This is a genomic window from Weissella sp. ESL1139, assembly GCF_058506735.1.
Genome location: NZ_CP196375.1, coordinates 1271932 through 1289165, shown reverse-complemented (window position 1 = coordinate 1289165; position 17234 = coordinate 1271932). Strand labels below are relative to the sequence as shown.

Annotated in this window: 17 protein-coding genes and 1 other annotated feature; of the genes, 16 read left to right on the top strand and 1 reads right to left on the bottom strand. The window is 38.1% G+C overall.

Annotation, left to right across the window (positions count from 1 at the left end; all coding sequences use genetic code 11):
• Positions 1-4: 4 nt before the first annotated feature.
• The 14 genes from pstC to ACSYSF_RS06275 all read left to right on the top strand — a co-directional run bounded on the left by pstC (position 5) and on the right by ACSYSF_RS06275 (position 12717).
• Positions 5-922 (top strand): phosphate ABC transporter permease subunit PstC, encoded by a 918-nt coding sequence (gene pstC / locus ACSYSF_RS06340; RefSeq protein ID WP_489867128.1) that lies wholly within the window; start codon positions 5-7, stop codon positions 920-922.
• A 1-nt stretch (position 923) separates the two neighbouring features.
• Positions 924-1817, top strand: a complete 894-nt coding sequence (gene pstA / locus ACSYSF_RS06335; protein ID WP_489867127.1) for a phosphate ABC transporter permease PstA — start codon at positions 924-926, stop codon at positions 1815-1817.
• A 20-nt stretch (positions 1818-1837) separates the two neighbouring features.
• On the top strand, positions 1838-2665 hold the full coding sequence (gene pstB, locus ACSYSF_RS06330) for a phosphate ABC transporter ATP-binding protein PstB (RefSeq protein WP_489867126.1): 828 nt from the start codon (positions 1838-1840) through the stop codon (positions 2663-2665).
• Positions 2666-2678: 13 nt separating this feature from the next.
• Positions 2679-3437 (top strand): phosphate ABC transporter ATP-binding protein PstB, encoded by a 759-nt coding sequence (gene pstB / locus ACSYSF_RS06325; RefSeq protein WP_489867125.1) that lies wholly within the window; start codon positions 2679-2681, stop codon positions 3435-3437.
• Between the two features lie 47 nt (positions 3438-3484).
• On the top strand, positions 3485-4159 hold the full coding sequence (gene phoU, locus ACSYSF_RS06320; protein ID WP_489867124.1) for a phosphate signaling complex protein PhoU: 675 nt from the start codon (positions 3485-3487) through the stop codon (positions 4157-4159).
• Positions 4160-4246: 87 nt separating this feature from the next.
• The gene (locus tag ACSYSF_RS06315; RefSeq protein WP_489867123.1) at positions 4247-5041 is read left to right on the top strand and encodes a RecX family transcriptional regulator; all 795 of its coding nucleotides are present in this window, start codon (positions 4247-4249) and stop codon (positions 5039-5041) included.
• An 80-nt stretch (positions 5042-5121) separates the two neighbouring features.
• A complete protein-coding gene (gene ntdP, locus ACSYSF_RS06310) occupies positions 5122-5676 on the top strand; it encodes a nucleoside tri-diphosphate phosphatase (RefSeq protein ID WP_489867122.1) in 555 nt (184 codons plus the stop codon).
• 186 nt (positions 5677-5862) lie between these two features.
• On the top strand, positions 5863-7434 hold the full coding sequence (locus tag ACSYSF_RS06305) for a peptide chain release factor 3 (RefSeq protein ID WP_489867121.1): 1572 nt from the start codon (positions 5863-5865) through the stop codon (positions 7432-7434).
• Between the two features lie 166 nt (positions 7435-7600).
• On the top strand, positions 7601-8044 hold the full coding sequence (locus ACSYSF_RS06300; protein WP_489867120.1) for a DUF1694 domain-containing protein: 444 nt from the start codon (positions 7601-7603) through the stop codon (positions 8042-8044).
• A gap of 26 nt (positions 8045-8070) precedes the next feature.
• On the top strand, positions 8071-9357 hold the full coding sequence (locus ACSYSF_RS06295; RefSeq protein WP_489867119.1) for a replication-associated recombination protein A: 1287 nt from the start codon (positions 8071-8073) through the stop codon (positions 9355-9357).
• A gap of 361 nt (positions 9358-9718) precedes the next feature.
• A complete protein-coding gene (locus tag ACSYSF_RS06290; RefSeq protein ID WP_489867118.1) occupies positions 9719-9994 on the top strand; it encodes a hypothetical protein in 276 nt (91 codons plus the stop codon).
• A gap of 116 nt (positions 9995-10110) precedes the next feature.
• Positions 10111-10575 (top strand): universal stress protein, encoded by a 465-nt coding sequence (locus tag ACSYSF_RS06285; RefSeq protein WP_489867117.1) that lies wholly within the window; start codon positions 10111-10113, stop codon positions 10573-10575.
• A gap of 225 nt (positions 10576-10800) precedes the next feature.
• Positions 10801-11880 (top strand): hypothetical protein, encoded by a 1080-nt coding sequence (locus ACSYSF_RS06280; RefSeq protein WP_489867116.1) that lies wholly within the window; start codon positions 10801-10803, stop codon positions 11878-11880.
• A 129-nt stretch (positions 11881-12009) separates the two neighbouring features.
• Complete coding sequence (locus ACSYSF_RS06275) at positions 12010-12717, top strand: hypothetical protein (RefSeq protein ID WP_489867115.1); 708 nt, start codon at positions 12010-12012, stop codon at positions 12715-12717.
• 62 nt (positions 12718-12779) lie between these two features.
• Here ACSYSF_RS06275 and trhA read toward each other — a convergent pair whose 3' ends face one another.
• The gene (gene trhA, locus ACSYSF_RS06270; RefSeq protein ID WP_489867114.1) at positions 12780-13436 is read right to left on the bottom strand and encodes a PAQR family membrane homeostasis protein TrhA; all 657 of its coding nucleotides are present in this window, start codon (positions 13434-13436) and stop codon (positions 12780-12782) included.
• A 117-nt stretch (positions 13437-13553) separates the two neighbouring features.
• On the opposite strand from trhA, the gene ACSYSF_RS06265 reads away from it, so the two are divergent.
• Positions 13554-14171 (top strand): LysE/ArgO family amino acid transporter, encoded by a 618-nt coding sequence (locus ACSYSF_RS06265; RefSeq protein WP_489867113.1) that lies wholly within the window; start codon positions 13554-13556, stop codon positions 14169-14171.
• Between the two features lie 46 nt (positions 14172-14217).
• Positions 14218-14429, top strand: a binding site (T-box leader).
• 76 nt (positions 14430-14505) lie between these two features.
• Positions 14506-17172 carry a valine--tRNA ligase gene (locus ACSYSF_RS06260; RefSeq protein ID WP_489867112.1) on the top strand — a complete coding sequence of 889 codons (2667 nt, stop codon included), beginning with the start codon at positions 14506-14508 and terminating at the stop codon, positions 17170-17172.
• Positions 17173-17234 lie beyond the last annotated feature (62 nt).

Genomic DNA, 17234 nt, shown 5'->3' with positions numbered 1-17234 from the left:
GGCCATGGATTTAATTCGTGAATCATTATTAAAAAAATCAAAGGCAGCTAAAAAAGATCAATTCGGTCGGGTACTGACTTTTTCAGCACTATTATTAATCGTTGTTGTCGTGGTAGCTATTTTCTGGTTTGTTGCCTCAAAAGGATTAGCAACGTTTTTTACTAACAAAGTAAACCTTTGGGATTTCCTAACAGGTACCGATTGGGCACCTGGTCAAACAGATGCACATGGTAAGCCATTAACTGGGGCACTACCAATGATTGTTGGATCATTTCTAGTAACCTTGCTGGCTGCCGTGATTGCTACGCCATTCGCAATTGGTACAGCGGTCTTTATGACTGAAATTTCACCTAAACGTGGCGCAAAAATTTTAGGCCCAGTTACTGAATTATTGGTTGGTATTCCTTCAGTAGTTTATGGATTTATTGGTCTTTCAGTTATTGTACCGACGATGCGTTATTTATTTGGTGGTTCTGGATTCGGTATTTTAGCAGGAGCTATGGTACTGTTTATCATGATTTTACCAACGGTGACGTCGATGACCGTCGATACTTTAAAATCAGTACCGCGTCATTATCGTGAATCAGCCTTGGCTTTAGGGGCAACCCGCTGGCAAATGATTTATAAAGTTATTTTACGATCAGCAACACCCGGTATTTTAACAGCGGTGGTCTTTGGTATGGCGCGTGCGTTTGGTGAAGCGTTAGCTGTTCAAATGGTAATTGGAAATGCATCATTGATGCCAAAGGATTTGACATCACCAGCTTCAACGCTAACGTCAATTTTGACGCAAGGTATTGGAAATACTGTGATGGGCTCATTAGAAAACAATGTCCTTTGGAGTTTAGCTTTGATCTTACTATTAATGTCACTTGTCTTTAATATTATTATCCGAGCAATTGCTAAGAAGGGAGCGATATAAGATGTTAAACCCAAAACAAAGTGATAAGATTGCCACAATTGTTTTGTATACAATTGCAGGGTTCGTCATATTAGTATTGGCTGCCCTAGTTGGCTATATCTTAATTCAAGGTATTCCACATTTATCATGGCATTTTCTAACATCACCTTCAGCTGCCTTTACAGCTGGTGGTGGAATTGGTGTTCAGCTATTTAACTCCTTTTATTTGTTAATCATTACAATGTTAATTTCAGTACCAATTGCATTAGGTGCCGGGATTTATTTGCATGAATATGCCAATCAAAAGAATCGTTTTATTCAATTAACACGAACAGCAATTGAAATCTTGTCATCATTACCTTCAGTGGTTGTCGGATTATTTGGTTTCTTAATATTTGTTGTACAATTTAATTTAGGCTTTTCAATTCTTTCTGGTGCGATTGCGTTAACTTTCTTCAACTTACCTCTACTAACACGTTCAGTTGAAGATTCATTACGTAGTATTCCAGACTTACAACGTGAAGCAGGTGCTGCTTTAGGTTTGTCACGTTGGGAAACGGTTGGTCACATTATCTTACCAGCGGCAGTGCCGTCGATTGTAACGGGAGTTGTGTTATCAGCTGGACGTGTATTTGGTGAAGCCGCTGCTTTGATTTATACAGCTGGTCAATCAGCACCAGCCTTAGATTTTACTGATTGGAATCCATTTAATACAGCAAGCCCGTTGAACATTATGCGTCCTGCAGAAACCTTAGCAGTGCATATTTGGAAGGTTAATTCAGAAGGTATTATGCCAGACGCATCAGCCGTTTCAGCTGGTGCATCAGCCGTATTAATTATTGCGGTTTTGTTGTTCAATTTCTTAGCACGCTTTTTGAGTAGTGTTTTGTACAAGCATCTTACGGCAACAAAATAACGAAGAGGAGGGTTGCCACGATGGACAACTTACAAAAGTCATTAAACTTAACAGGTGCACAACCTGATCGTCATATTTATCAAATGGATGAAAACCGGCACGAAATCGCCTTATATACAAAAGATTTACAAGTTTATTATGGTGATAATTTAGCCTTGCAAAATGCCGATTTGGCGTTTGAAAGATTTAAGATTACGTCATTGATTGGCGCATCTGGTTCAGGTAAATCAACCTTTTTACGCTCATTGAATCGAATGAATGACGATGTTGCAACGGTAAAAGGTAATATTATGTATCGTGGGTTAGACATTAATTCACAAGATATTGATGTTTATGAAATGCGTAAACATATCGGCATGGTGTTTCAACGACCCAACCCGTTCGCAAAATCAATTAAAGAAAACATTACGTTTGCTTTGAAACAACATGGACTACGAGATAAGCAAAAGTTAGCAGAAATTGTTGAGACATCATTGAAACAAGCTGCTTTATGGGACGAGGTTAAAGATGATTTAAACAAATCAGCTTTATCATTATCTGGTGGGCAACAACAACGTTTAGTTATTGCACGTGCAATTGCCATGAAACCAGATATTCTATTGTTAGATGAACCTGCTTCAGCGTTGGATCCAATTTCATCATCTAAGATTGAAGATACTTTGATGGATTTGAAACAGCATTATACGATTATTATTGTTACGCATAATATGCAACAGGCCAGTCGAATTTCAGATTATACGGCCTTTTTCCATACTGGTGAAGTGCTTGAATATGATTTAACCCGAAAGATATTTACACGACCAAAGGTGCAGTTAACGATTGATTACGTAAACGGAAACTTTGGTTAAAGGAGATTAACAGATGAGTGAAAAAATACTAGTAACTGAAAATGTTCATCTTTATTATGGTAAAAAGGAAGCTCTTCATGGAATTGATCTTTCATTTAAGGAACATGATATTACGGCACTAATTGGCCCATCTGGTTCGGGAAAATCAACCTATTTACGGGCATTAAATCGCATGCATGATTTAACAGATGATGTGACGGTTAATGGAACCTTTATGTTCAATGGTCAAGACATTTACGCACCAGATACTGACACAGTTAGCATTCGTCAAAAAATCGGTATGGTCTTTCAACAACCTAATCCATTTCCATTTTCAATTTATGATAATGTTGCTTTTGGGTTACGGACGGCTGGTAATAAAAATAAAGCTTACTTAGATGAAGCCGTAGAAAAGTCATTAAAGCAAGCTGCAATCTGGGATGAAGTTAAGGATAATTTGCATAAATCGGCATTATCCCTATCAGGTGGACAACAACAACGTGTTTCAATTGCCCGTGCTTTAGCAACGAGCCCAGAGATATTATTGTTGGACGAACCGACGGCAGCTCTTGATCCCGTCTCAGCTAATAAAGTTGAAGATACGATGATGCAATTGCGTAATCAGTTAACGATGATTATTGTGACACATTCGATGGCACAAGCGTCACGTATTTCAGATAAAACAGCTTTCTTTATGGATGGTAACTTAATTGAATTCCGTAGTACTAAGAAAATGTTCTTAGACCCTAAACACCAGGAAACCCAGGACTATATTTCTGGACGATTTGGTTAAAAAATGGTTTAACAGTATAATAAAGAAAACAGAAAGGACATATTGAAATGCGCCAATATTTTGATGATGAATTAGCAGATTTAGATACTTCCTTTAAGGAAATGGGATTATTAGTTTCAGAGACGCTTGATGAGTCTGTCCAAGCATTTTTGGACCATAATCGTGTATTAGCTCAAGAAATTATTGATCGCGATAGTGCCATCAATCAACGTGAGATTGCGATTGAAAAGAAAAGCTTCGAAATGATTGCTTTGTACCAACCCGTTACAACTGATTTACGTGAAATTATGACGGTTTTAAAGGCAGTTTCTGTATTAGAACGAATTGGTGATAATGCACGTAATATTGCAATTTCAACCATTCATGTGAAGGGTAGCAAACGTGTTGCCGCAATTGAAAAAATCTTAGGTGAAACTGGTACGAATGTTGCCAATATGGTGTCACAAGTTTTGGATTACTATGTTAATGATGATGCCATTGCAGCAGAATCAATTTCAGAAGTTGCATCAAAGATATCAGCTGTTACCCGTGATATTCGTGAAATGTCAATCGAAGCTATGGAGGCTGATCCAGAACAAGTGCCGGCAGCAACTGATTACTTGGTTGTTGCGGGTTATCTAAAACGGACATCTGATTATGTAACAGATATTGCGGAATGGATTATCTACAAGCGTACTGGTAAGATTGTTGAATTAAATCCAGGAACGTCTTCATTTATTTAAAATATTTAAACAGTGTGGTTGTGTTTCATGACTCGCTGTTTTTTTATTTTTCGGTTAAAATGAAGAAAATATGAATAGGAGAATGAAATGGCAACAGTAACTAAAGTCACGCAACAAAGGCGTGCCGGTCGCTATAATATTTATTTAGACGACGACTATGCTTTTGCTGTTGATGAAAAAATTCTGATAACATACGACTTATTTAAAGGCACTGAGTTAGATGATGCTGCCATTGCAGAAATTAAAGCGGCTGAATTTAATCAAAAAGCTTATACGCAAGCGTTAACTTATGCAACAGGTCGGATGCGAACTAGTCATCAAGTGGTTCAAAAACTGAAAGATAAAGGTTATGAACGGGATGTGATTCAAGACGTTGTGCAACGATTAATTAATGATCATGTTGTCAATGATGAATCATATGCGCAAACATTTGTCGAACAAGCAAAAACCACTGGTAAGTTAGGACCAAAGGGTGTGCAATTTAAATTACATGAAGCTGGTATCGATAAATTTGTGATTGAAGACGCATTAGTTGATTATGATAAAGATAGTCAAATAGCAGTTTTAGCAACACGGGTTCCTAAATTATTAGATAAAAATAGTCGTTATTCAAAATTTATGGCTGAACAAAAAACGCAACAAAAATTGATGCAACAAGGATTTGATAGTAATTTAATTAAACAAGCAATTCAAACCTCACGATTAGAGGAAGAGACTGATGATGATTTGGAGTGGGAGAATTTGGACCGTGATGCAACAATTGTAGCGGATCGATATGATCGCTATACTGGATGGGCATTCACGCAGAAATTTAAAGCTGCCATGTATCGTAAAGGGTATGATTTGAACTTAGTTGATAAATGGTTACGCCAACATAACTAAGTTGGCAGTGTTTTTTAACGTTGTGCGTGATACAATGAAATAGAAAAAAATTTGGTGAAATTCACAGAAAGCTCAAAATAATGAAAGATAGTCGGTTACCTCGTGAAGGCGACTTTGTGACCATTAAGAGCTACAAGCATGATGGCAGTTTACATCGGACTTGGCGTGATACAATGGTGCTTAAAACGAGTGAAAATGCCATTATTGGTTTAAACGATCATACATTAGTTACGGAAGATGATGGTCGGCGTTGGGTAACGCGAGAACCAGCAATTGTCTATTTTCATCGTAAGTATTGGTTTAATATTGTAGCAATGATTAGGGATAATGGTGTTTCTTATTATTGCAATTTAGCATCACCATTTGTATTGGATAAAGAGGCGTTAAAGTATATCGATTATGATTTGGATGTGAAGGTCTTTCCAAATGGTGAGAAGCGTTTGTTAGATGCAGACGAATACGAATTACATAAAGCGCGCTGGCAGTATCCAGCAGATGTTGATTATATTGTACGCGAACATGTTAAAATTCTAGTTGATTGGATTAACAATCAACTAGGGCCATTTTCTGATGCATACATTGACTTGTGGTATCGACGTTATTTGGAATTAAAACGTCGCAATAGTCATCAATAGTCAGTCAAAAATAAGCAAGAAAAGATTACTGATTTGGTAATCTTTTTTTGTTAGGAAAATACGTCTAAAAGCCTTTAGACAGTGGACTAATACTATTGAAACAATCATTGATATTAGTTATACTAAGTTGTTAAGTTTTTAGAAAAGAATTAAAAATAGTAAATAAAATAAAAAGGAAGATAAATTATGGCATCATTACAAGAAGCAACGCAAAAGCGACGTACTTTTGCGATTATTTCGCATCCGGATGCTGGTAAAACAACAATTACTGAACAATTGCTAAAACTTGGTGGGGTTGTTCGTGAGGCTGGAACGGTTAAAGGCCGTAAAGGAAATTTTGCCAAATCAGACTGGATGGAAATTGAACAAAAACGTGGTATTTCAGTTACTTCATCAGTTTTACAATTTGATTTTGATGGTAAGCGAATTAATATTTTGGACACACCAGGTCACGAGGATTTCTCTGAGGATACGTATCGTACTTTGATGGCTGTGGATTCAGTTATTATGGTGGTTGATTCTGCTAAAGGTATCGAACCACAAACTAAGAAGTTATTCGAAATTGTTAGTGAACGTCACATTCCAATTTTTACATTTTTCAACAAGTTGGACCGTGATGGTCGCGAACCATTGGATTTGGTTGATGAACTAGAAAGTACATTGGGAATTAATGCATATCCAATGAACTGGCCAATTGGGTCAGGACAAATTTTAGCTGGTTTGTTTGATCGTTATCACAACAATGTAGAAGTTTATCGTCCAGAAAATGAAGAGGAACGCTTCTTACCATTGAACGAAGCAGGTGTTGATTTAGCTGAGCCTAACGCTATTCAAGAAAATTCATTATGGAATGATACTCGTGATGAAATTGAAATGTTGCAAGATGCAGGGAATACTTTTGATGAGTCAGCTGTCATGCGTGGTGAATTAACGCCCGTATTCTTTGGTTCAGCTTTGCGCGGTTTTGGAATTGAAACTTTCCTACAAACTTATATGCAATTTGCACCAGCACCAGCACCTAAAAATACAGTTAATGGGGATGCAATTAAGCCAACTGATGAGCAATTTACTGGCTTTGTCTTTAAGATTCAAGCTAATATGAATCCTAATCATCGTGATCGCATTGCCTTTTTGCGAATTGTGTCAGGTGAATTTGAACACGGTATGGATGTGACGTTGCAACGTACAAAAAAGAAAATTCGTCTATCAAATGTGACGCAATTCATGGCTGATACGCGTGAAAATGTTGAAACGGCTTATCCAGGTGATATCATCGGAATTTATGATACGGGTAATTTCCAAATTGGTGATACTATTTATGCTGGTAAACATGAAGTTACCTTTGAAGAACTACCAACTTTTACGCCAGAACTATTTATGCGTGTCCACGCCAAGAATGTTTTGAAGCAAAAGTCATTCCATAAAGGGGTGACACAGTTGGTACAAGAAGGAACCATTCAAATGTATACGGCTTGGGATTCAGGCGATTATATTATTGGTGCAGTCGGTGCTTTGCAGTTCGAAGTGTTCCAATTCCGGATGGAAAATGAATATAATACTGAAGTCACGTTAGAGCCAATGGGCTCAAAGATTGCTCGTTGGATTGATCCAGAGCAATTAGATCCACAGATGGCTTCATCACGTAACTTATTAGTACGTGATCGTCATGAAAACCCTGTATTCTTATTTGAAAATCAGTTTGCTGAGCGTTGGTTTGCTAATAAATATCCTGATGTAAAACTAGAAACTAAGCTATAAAATTAATGTGACTAACATCTATGATGAAAACAATTTTTGTTTTGTATCATAGATGTTTTTATATACTTACATAGTATTTGGTAGCTATGGCACAATCGATGGTAAATTGTCGGTATGTTTGGAGTATGTTAAAATTAACCTAATTATTAAAAAGGAGTGTTATTTGATGGATAAAGAATCAATGGACCCGCATGTTCAAGCAGGACTATATGGGACACCCCAAATCAATCCCGATGAACAACGCCACTATCTTGGAAACTTTCGTGAACGGATTTATTTACTACAAACTTCTAAGAATATTGGCGATAGTGAATATATGACAATTTGGGATCAACAGTTAAAGAAGCATTCAGATGCTACTTTATATTTAAATGGTCATTTAGACCGAGCTGTTTTGGATAAGTTTATTAAACTTGCCGCACATAATAAAATGCATTTTACGTTAAAGACCGATGCAGTTTATAATGCGTCCGATGTGATGGTTGTTTTAGCTGCTAAGACAGCCGTACATCAAGAAGTTGTTGATATTCATGAATTAGTTGGGACCACATCATCTAATCAGACGAATGTAAAGACAGAAAAAAAGCCATGGTATAAGAAGTTGTTTTAAGTAGTTGAAAGGAGGTCTGATATATCATGCAACAGCCACTAGCTTACCGTATGCGACCACGCAACATTTCAGAAGTTGTTGGACAGCAACATTTGGTTGGTGAAGGGAAAATTATTAACCGCATGGTAACGGCAAAAATGTTGTCATCGATGATTCTATATGGACCACCAGGAACAGGTAAAACTAGTATTGCCAGTGCAATTGCTGGTTCAACTAAGTATGCATTTCGCATTTTAAATGCAGCCACTGATAGTAAAAAGGATTTGCAGATGGTAGCTGATGAAGCCAAAATGTCCGGGACGGTTGTATTATTATTAGATGAGATTCACCGTTTAGATAAAACAAAACAAGACTTCTTGTTACCTCATTTAGAGAGTGGTCAAATTGTTTTAATTGGTGCAACCACTGAGAATCCTTATCTATCAATCTTACCGGCAATTCGATCACGAACACAAATTTTTGAAGTTAAACCATTGTCAGAATCAGATATGCAACTCGCTATCGATCGCGCACTGACGGATAAAGAACGTGGTTTAGGTGATTTCCAGGTTGTGTTGGAAGATGATGCGCGTCAGCAATTGATCTACGCAACTAATGGTGATTTACGTTCAGCATTGAATGGTCTTGAATTGGCTGTTAAATCAACTAAACCAAGTGATGATGGGTATGTACATATTACACTTGCAATCATTGAGGAAACGGTGCAACGCAAGGCGGTAACTGCTGATAAAGATGGGGATGGCCATTATAATGTCATTTCAGCTTTACAAAAATCTATTCGTGGTAGTGATGCTGATGCTGCTTTGCACTATTTAGCACGTTTAATTGAGGCCGGTGACTTGCCAATTATCGCCCGTCGTTTACAAGTAATCGCATACGAAGATATTGGTTTAGCTAATCCAGCTGCTGCCCAGCGTGCTGTAACGGCTGTGCAAACCGCTTTACAATTAGGCTTTCCTGAAGCGCGGATTCCACTGGCTAATGCAGTGATTGAATTGGCGCTTTCACCAAAATCAAATTCGGCTATATCGGCCATTGATGAAGCGATTGCGCGGGTGAAAAAAGGTGGTACTGGAGATGTACCAGATCATCTTAAAGATGCGCACTATGCCGGTGCTAAAAAATTAGGCCATGGTGTTGAATATATTTACCCTCATGGCTATCCAAGTGATTGGGTGCCACAACAGTACTTACCGGATAAACTGGTTGGGTCGTCATATTTCAAACCAGCTGGTAATTCGAAAGTAGAACAAGCTTACAAAGACCGATATGCAAGATTGCGGCAAGCACAACAAGCTGGTTTGAAGAAATAAGTGTTGTTTAGTGATAATTGTCAAGACTTTTATTTTATTGATTAACCAGTATAATGAAACTATAGATGGATTCCTTGGGTGTACGCGCAATTCTACTATCTGTAGTTGCTTTACAACCAATTAGCTCGGGGATGTCGGGAAGCCGCTACAACATGCTGTTTCACTCAGTAGTTGTAAAAGCGGACTTATTCACCCACTTACCTTTAATCGGAGCCAACTCAGTTGCAATTGCTAACGGCGCCAAGCAAGTGTCCATAGTTATTAATTGTTATTACACAATTAGTAATGTTGGCCGCCCATATTCGATCTCAAATCGGAAATGGGCGGCCTTTTTACCAGAAATAAAAAAGGAATAATAATTATGATTATTGGTTTATATCTATTATTTGCGGTTATTATTGGTGGCTTAGGAATCTATCTATTAGCCCACCAACAAGGTTTTCTAGGTTTATCAGCTAAAGAGTCTAAGCAACCTGCTCAATGGTTTGGTTGGTTTTTTACAGCTGATGCCGTTCTATTACTTATTAGCGTTATGATGACAAAAGGGGCCGCACTGCCTGGTGGCATTTTTGTTATCTTAGCGACTTTAATGACAACTGTATTGGCTATCATTGTGGTTCGTCGCTTGTTTAAATAAAAAAATATATATTGTTTCATTTATGCAACGCAAATTTGTGTGATAAATTAGACAAAATACGTTATAATATAAGTGTAGATAGAACATTTGTAGTCGAATAGACAGGGGGAACTGTTATGGCTGATGTACAAGTTAATTATAAGAATATCTTGGTACCGGTTGATGGCTCAAAGGAAGCTGAAGCCGCATTAGAGCGTGCTATCAGAGTGGCTCGTCAGAACGGTCCAGATACAAAGTTACAAATTCTACATGTTATTGATACACGTTCATTCCAAAACGTGACCGACTTTAGAACAACGATGGTTGAACAAGTTTCAAGTACAGCAAAGAAGACTTTGGACGCTTACCTAGAGAAGGCTAAGTCTGAAGGTGTTGAAAATGTTGAATATGCTATTGAGTATGGATCACCAAAGAGTGTGATTGCACAGCAAGCACCTGAGAAGTACGGTAGTGATTTAATTATGATTGGTGCGACTGGTTTAAACGCTATTGAGCGCTTGTTGATCGGTTCGGTTACTGAATATGTAACCCGTGTTTCAGCTGTTGATACGTTAATTGTACGCACGGAAGCAGAAGACTAATGGATTAATTTAATGAACGAGGCTGGGATGTTTTCCCAGTCTCGTTTTTTAATTGCTTTATGTTTGCTGTTACGCTTGGATCAGATTTAGTACAATGGCACACCGAATGAAAAGTGTCTTGGATAACGTGCTGTATTTTCCAATAAATATGTAATTATTTTAAGTTACTACTTATTTCTGTTACAATAATCTTAATATCGACAGTTAAAGGATGGAGATTGCAATATGAGTGAGTCAAGACTAAATTTGGTAGCATCAACATTAACAAATAGTTTGGGGACCACTTTAATTGGTCACGTTGCAACAGCTGGTGTTGTGATCACCGTCAAGTATGCAAGTGGCAAATTTGAAACAACAAAGTCAGATGAAAATGGTAGTTTTGTTGTTAATGTGCCAGTTAATAATGGTGGTGAAGTGACCATTGAAGCGGAGCTGGTTTCTTTTGCTCAAAAAGAAGAGCTTACGCTAACAATTGAACAACCAGCACCAGTTATTACGGCTGTTATCTCAACACAGAATGGACAGCGTTTATTAGAAGGTCAAGTTAATCAAACAGATGTTTCAGTATCAGTTCACTTTATTGGTGATGAACATATGATTTCTTTGCCGGTTGATGACAATTTAGAATTTGAATTGGTATTACCAGATGAAATTGTGCCAAATCAAATTGAAGTGCATGCCACTAATAATCGCACGGGTAAGACCGGTCGCACCGTTGTTGGGTTAGGTGTAACCTCAAAAACCTTAACAATGCCAGCATTAACTGATGAAATGATTGCTGAGTATATGCAGACAGAAGCTGTTAAACAACAAGCTGAAGTAGAAAAGAAAAAGGCTGAACAAGAAAAACAAAAGGTTGCGGCTACAAAGAAAAAGGCTGAGCTAGAAAAGCAGCAGGCTGAAGCAAAGAAGCAAGCTGAGGCAAAAAAGCAACAAGCTGAAGAAGAGAAGAAGCAACAAGCTGAAGCAGAAAGCCACCCAGCAGACGAGGCACCTGATGAAACATTATCAGTAATTCAAGAAACTACAGAGACACCGGTAATTGACGAGGCGTCAGAGGCAGAAAGATCGACTGAAAATACTGCAGCATTAGATGATGACAGTGAAGCATCTTATGAAACAGAATCAGCTGTTTCAGCGGCAACAGCAGCGTCTGAATCAGAGCCCGCTACTTCATCAGAAGCTGTCACGCCTGAAGCCAAGTCAGAAAAAGCAGTTGATGCATTACCAGATACGCGTACCAAACGTCGTAAGCGTGGTGGTATTCGTGGCTTCTTTGCCCGGTTATTTGGTCGCAATAAATAATGTTACAAAATGTATGCAAAATTTAACAAAGCGTTAGCGTTTATTAATCTAAATGTGACATGGTGATTAAAAAAGAAAAACTTTCTATGGTAGAATATTATGGTTTAAGGAATAGAAAGGTAAATCATAATGCACAAACGACAAGTTACAATGATCATAGGAATTATGGTAGTTGCAGCAGTAGTTGCTGTTTTCGCAATTGTCTTTAATAGTTCGTCTCATCCAACAGAGGAGGCAGCAACTGTTAACACATCATCAGAAAGTATCAAAACTGAAGGGCATCATAACAGTTCAAGTACTAAGAAGGCTAAAAAAGTCACTGTGAAAAAGACATCAGCTACAACTAATAGGGCTGATAAACAGTTAGATATAGCTAGTTTACTGAAAGATCAGATTGATGCACCAAAGGTAGCGTCAATTAAACAAGATGCTAAAACCATTCAAGTTGTCTTTAAGGATGATAATACAAAGACATTAGATGAATTTATGGCTGCTTATGCTAGGGCAAGTGTTACTATTTTGAAGGCTGCCAAGGAGCAAGGGATGACTGCTGTTGCGACAGCTCGACAAGTAGAACTTGAAGATGGTACTGAGTACGCGCTTGCTGCTAAGTGGCAAAATAATCAAATTGCAATGAGTGATAAGTTAGCTGATGATGCATCTATTAAAGATGTCTTATTAAGCTCAGATCACTATGCAATTGGTGGTGCTGCTTGGGATGCGTTAACGCAAAAACAAAAAAATGATTATAAGAATAAACAACAGGGTGGTCAAAACGCCACGCCTGATGATGACTTTAATCAATGGGTGAAAACGGGTATTGTAAAAAATAAATAAATTAAAAAATAAAACACGAGTCAGCAGGGACTTAAAATGCATCCTTGTTGACTCGTGCTTTTTTAATGGAATAACATGCCATATACAGATAGATACATCAATGTCGCACCACCCAGTACAAACAAATGCCAGTAAACATGATTTAGTGGTAGTTTTGGCATCAGGTATAACAAAGCACCAACAGTGTAAGTAATACCACCAGCTAGTAGTAAGTAAAATGATGACGTTGATAATGTATGATGGAGAGCCGGCATTGCGGCAACAATAAACCATCCCATGAAAACGTAGATAATGACGGAAACCCATGGCCAGCGTCCGACAAAAAAGGTATCATAGACAAGACCGAGAATTGTACATAAAAGAATCGTTAACCAAATTGGCCAACCAACTTCCGGTTTTAAAAAGAGCCATGTATATGGGGTATAGCTACCTAGAATGACTAAGTAAATGCCGGAGTGGTCTAAAAATTGAAAGACTTTGCCTGCTTTGGTAAAGATTAGCGCGTGAAATAAAGTTGATGCAAGTAAAAAGCTGATAATTGAAGCGACATAAATAGATAAGGCGACAATTGTAAAAGCAGAAAATCCATGGCGGATACTATTAATTAGTAGGATAGTTGCACCTGCAATTGCAGCAACCACGCCAAGACCATGCGTAACGGCATTTAAAGTTTCATATGTAATGAGATAACGACGATTTTTAGTAGTTAAAGTCGGCATAGGCACCTCCGTATTGGTGGCTAAAATTTTTTATTTAATAGATTATGTTTATAATAACCAATTAATCTAGTTTTGTAAACTATATGTAGTGGTTAATAAAACAAAGGAGAAGGAATTATGGTAGCAACGTTAATAAAGGGAATGATGATTGGCTTTGCGTTTGTAGCCCCAATTGGTATGCAAAATTTGTATGTCTTTAATAATGCGTTAACCAATTCATTTAAACGATCACTAGTCTACGTTTTATTTGTGTGGATTGCTGATTCTTTATTTTCTCTATCCGCCTTTTTTGGCATGGGCGCAATTATCAATTCGGCTAGTTGGCTAAGGTTGATTGTAATGTTAGTTGGTGGTGCCTTGGTTGTTTGGATTGGTTGGGGAATTTTACGTGGTGCAAATAATGTCCAGTTAAATACTAAAGCTAATAATTTACCAGCTACAAAAGCCTTTGTTTCGGCCTTTGTTGTTTCTTGGGCAAATCCACAAGCATTAATTGATGGTAGTTTATTATTAGGGGCTTTAAGAGGTACTTTAGCGTCAAATCAAATTTGGCCATTTATTATTGGTGTCGTGATGGCAACGTTTATTTGGTTTAATACAATTACCATTGTGATGAATATACTGAAAGAGCGGTTGCCTAGAAAAGTTCTTATCTGGGTTAATATTATATCTGGATTGATTGTGCTCATTTATGGTGCTTATTTATTGATACACGCAATTATTGAATTGATTTAAGCAATAATCAATCTTGATTTTTATGCCCTAACATTGTAAAATTACGTTCATAGCAATGCATTAGAGAGTACAAGTATGTGTTATGGACAGCGACAAAATCATTTTGGTGTAAGATTTTGATAACCTCACTTGGAAGGTAGCTAATGGGCTTTATCGATGAATATTGAGTAATTGATAACGTGATGACGCGTTAAGTCATAATGAGATAGAGAATGAAACTCTAATTTCAGGTGGTACCGCGATGATTTCGCCCTGATCATGCAATGATGCATGGTCGGGGCTTTTTTAATGGGCCCAAATGAGTTTAGAGCAGAAAAAATAAGGAGTTAAGGTTATGCGAGAAATTGATATGCCCGGTAAGTACAACCCATCTGCTGTTGAAGCAGGTCGTTACGATAAGTGGGTACAAGAGAAACGTTTTAAGCCATCAGGTAATAAAAAGGCACGTCCTTATTCAATTGTTATTCCACCTCCAAATGTTACTGGAAAGTTGCATTTGGGTCATGCTTGGGACACAACGTTACAAGATATGATTATTCGCCAAAAGCGTATGCAAGGGTTTGATACGTTATGGTTACCAGGTATGGATCATGCTGGTATTGCAACACAAGCTAAAGTTGAGCAACGTTTAGCCAAAGATGGCATTTCACGTTATGATTTAGGTCGTGAAAAGTTTGTTGATCAAGTTTGGGATTGGAAAAATGAATATGCAGCAACGATTAAGTCACAGTGGGGTAAGCTAGGTCTTTCATTAGATTACGATCGTGAGCGCTTTACTTTGGATGATGGCTTGTCAGAAGCTGTCCGCAAGGTATTCGTAACTTTGTATGAAAAAGGTTTGATTTACCGTGGTGAGTACATTATCAACTGGGATCCAAAAGCCCGGACTGCTTTGTCTGATATTGAAGTTATCCACCAAGATGATGAAGGGGCCTTTTATCACGTGCAATATCCATTCGTAGATCCTGATACGACTTATGAAGGTAAGCACTATATTGAAATTGCGACAACACGTCCCGAAACTATGTTTGGGGATGTTGCTGTTGCTGTGCACCCATCAGATGAGCGTTATAAGGCTTTGGTGGGTCAAAAGGTTTTGGTACCATTGGTTAACCGTGAAGTGCCAATTGTTGCTGATGAATACGTTGATCCAGAGTTTGGTTCTGGAATGGTTAAAATTACGCCAGCTCATGATCCTAATGACTTTGGTGTTGGTAATCGTCATAATTTGGAACGTATTAACACCATGAATGAAGATGCTTCAATGAATGAACGTGCTGGTAAGTATGCTGGTATGGATCGCTTTGATGCACGCAAAGCAATGGTTGCTGATTTGGAAGCTGGTGGCTGGATGCTATCAGTTGAACCAATTGTGCACGCTGTGGGTCATTCAGAACGAACAGGTGTTCAGGTTGAATCACGTCTTTCAACGCAATGGTTTGTTAAGATGAAGCCTTTGGCTGAGCAAGCTTTAGCAATGCAAAAGTCAGATGACCGGGTTGATTTCTATCCACCACGTTTTGAAGGTACCTTTACGCGTTGGATGGATGATATTCATGACTGGGTTATTTCACGTCAATTGTGGTGGGGACATCAAATCCCAGCTTGGTATCATAAAGAAACTGGTGAAATGTACGTTGGTATGGAAGCTCCAGAAGATATTGAAAACTGGGAGCAAGATTCAGATGTACTTGATACTTGGTTCTCATCAGCTTTGTGGCCATTTTCAACAATGGGTTGGCCAGATGTTGATGCAGAAGACTTTAAGCGTTACTTCCCAACTGATACGTTAGTTACAGGATATGACATTATTTTCTTCTGGGTTGCTCGTATGATGTTCCAATCAAAGGAGTTTACTGGTCGTCGTCCATTTAAGAATGTGTTGATTCACGGTTTGATTCGTGATGAGCAAGGTCGCAAGATGTCAAAGTCATTGGGTAATGGTATTGACCCGATGGATGTCATTGAGCAATATGGTGCTGATGCATTGCGCTGGTTCTTAGCTACTGGTTCAACACCAGGTCAAGACGTGCGTTTCTCATATACTAAGATGGATTCAGCTTGGAACTTTATTAATAAGATTTGGAATGCATCACGTTATGTACTAATGAATCTTGCTGATGATACCAAGGCTGAGTTGCCAGCAGATCGTAGCAAGTTCTCGCTAGCTGATAAGTGGATTTTGTCACGTTTGAACAAGACAATTGCTTCAGTGACAAAGAACTTCGATAAGTTTGAGTTCGGTGAAGCTGGCCGTACATTGTATAACTTTATTTGGAACGATTTTGCTGATTGGTATATTGAAATGACAAAGGAAACTTTGAATGGGGATGACCAAGCAGCTCAAAAGACAGTACAAGCTATCTTAGCTTACGTATTGGATAATACATTGCGTTTACTACACCCAATCATGCCATTTGTGACTGAAGCTATTTGGCAAGAAATGCCACATGAAGGTGAAACGATTGTTACGGCGGCTTATCCAGTTGTTCATGACGAATTAAATGATGAAGCTGCTGAAGTTGATTTCAATAGTTTGATTGATCTAATTAAGGCTGTTCGTACTATCCGTACTGATGCAAATGCACCAATGTCAACAGCAATCGATGTTTTGATTAAGACAGACGATGAGAATTTGCAACGTATTTTCAAAGAAAATGCTGACTACATCAACCGCTTTGTTAAGCCTAAGGATTTGCAAATCGCGGCTGATATCGATGCCCCTGACTTGGCAATGACACAACTTATTACTGGTGCCGAAATTTATGTACCTTTGGCTGAACTAATTGATTTAGATGATGAAATTGCACGTTTGCAAGATGAAATCAAGAAGTTCCAAGGCGAAGTGAAACGCGCAAATGGTAAGTTAGGTAATGAAAAGTTTGTTAACAACGCACCTGAATCAGTCGTTGCTAGTGAGCGTGAGAAGTTAGCTGATTGGGAAAAGAAGTTACAAGTAACGCAAGACCGTTTAGCACAACTAAAAGATGCTAAAGCATAAGTGAAAATTACTTGCGATAATAAATATCAACGTGTATAATGAATTATATTGTGAATAACGAA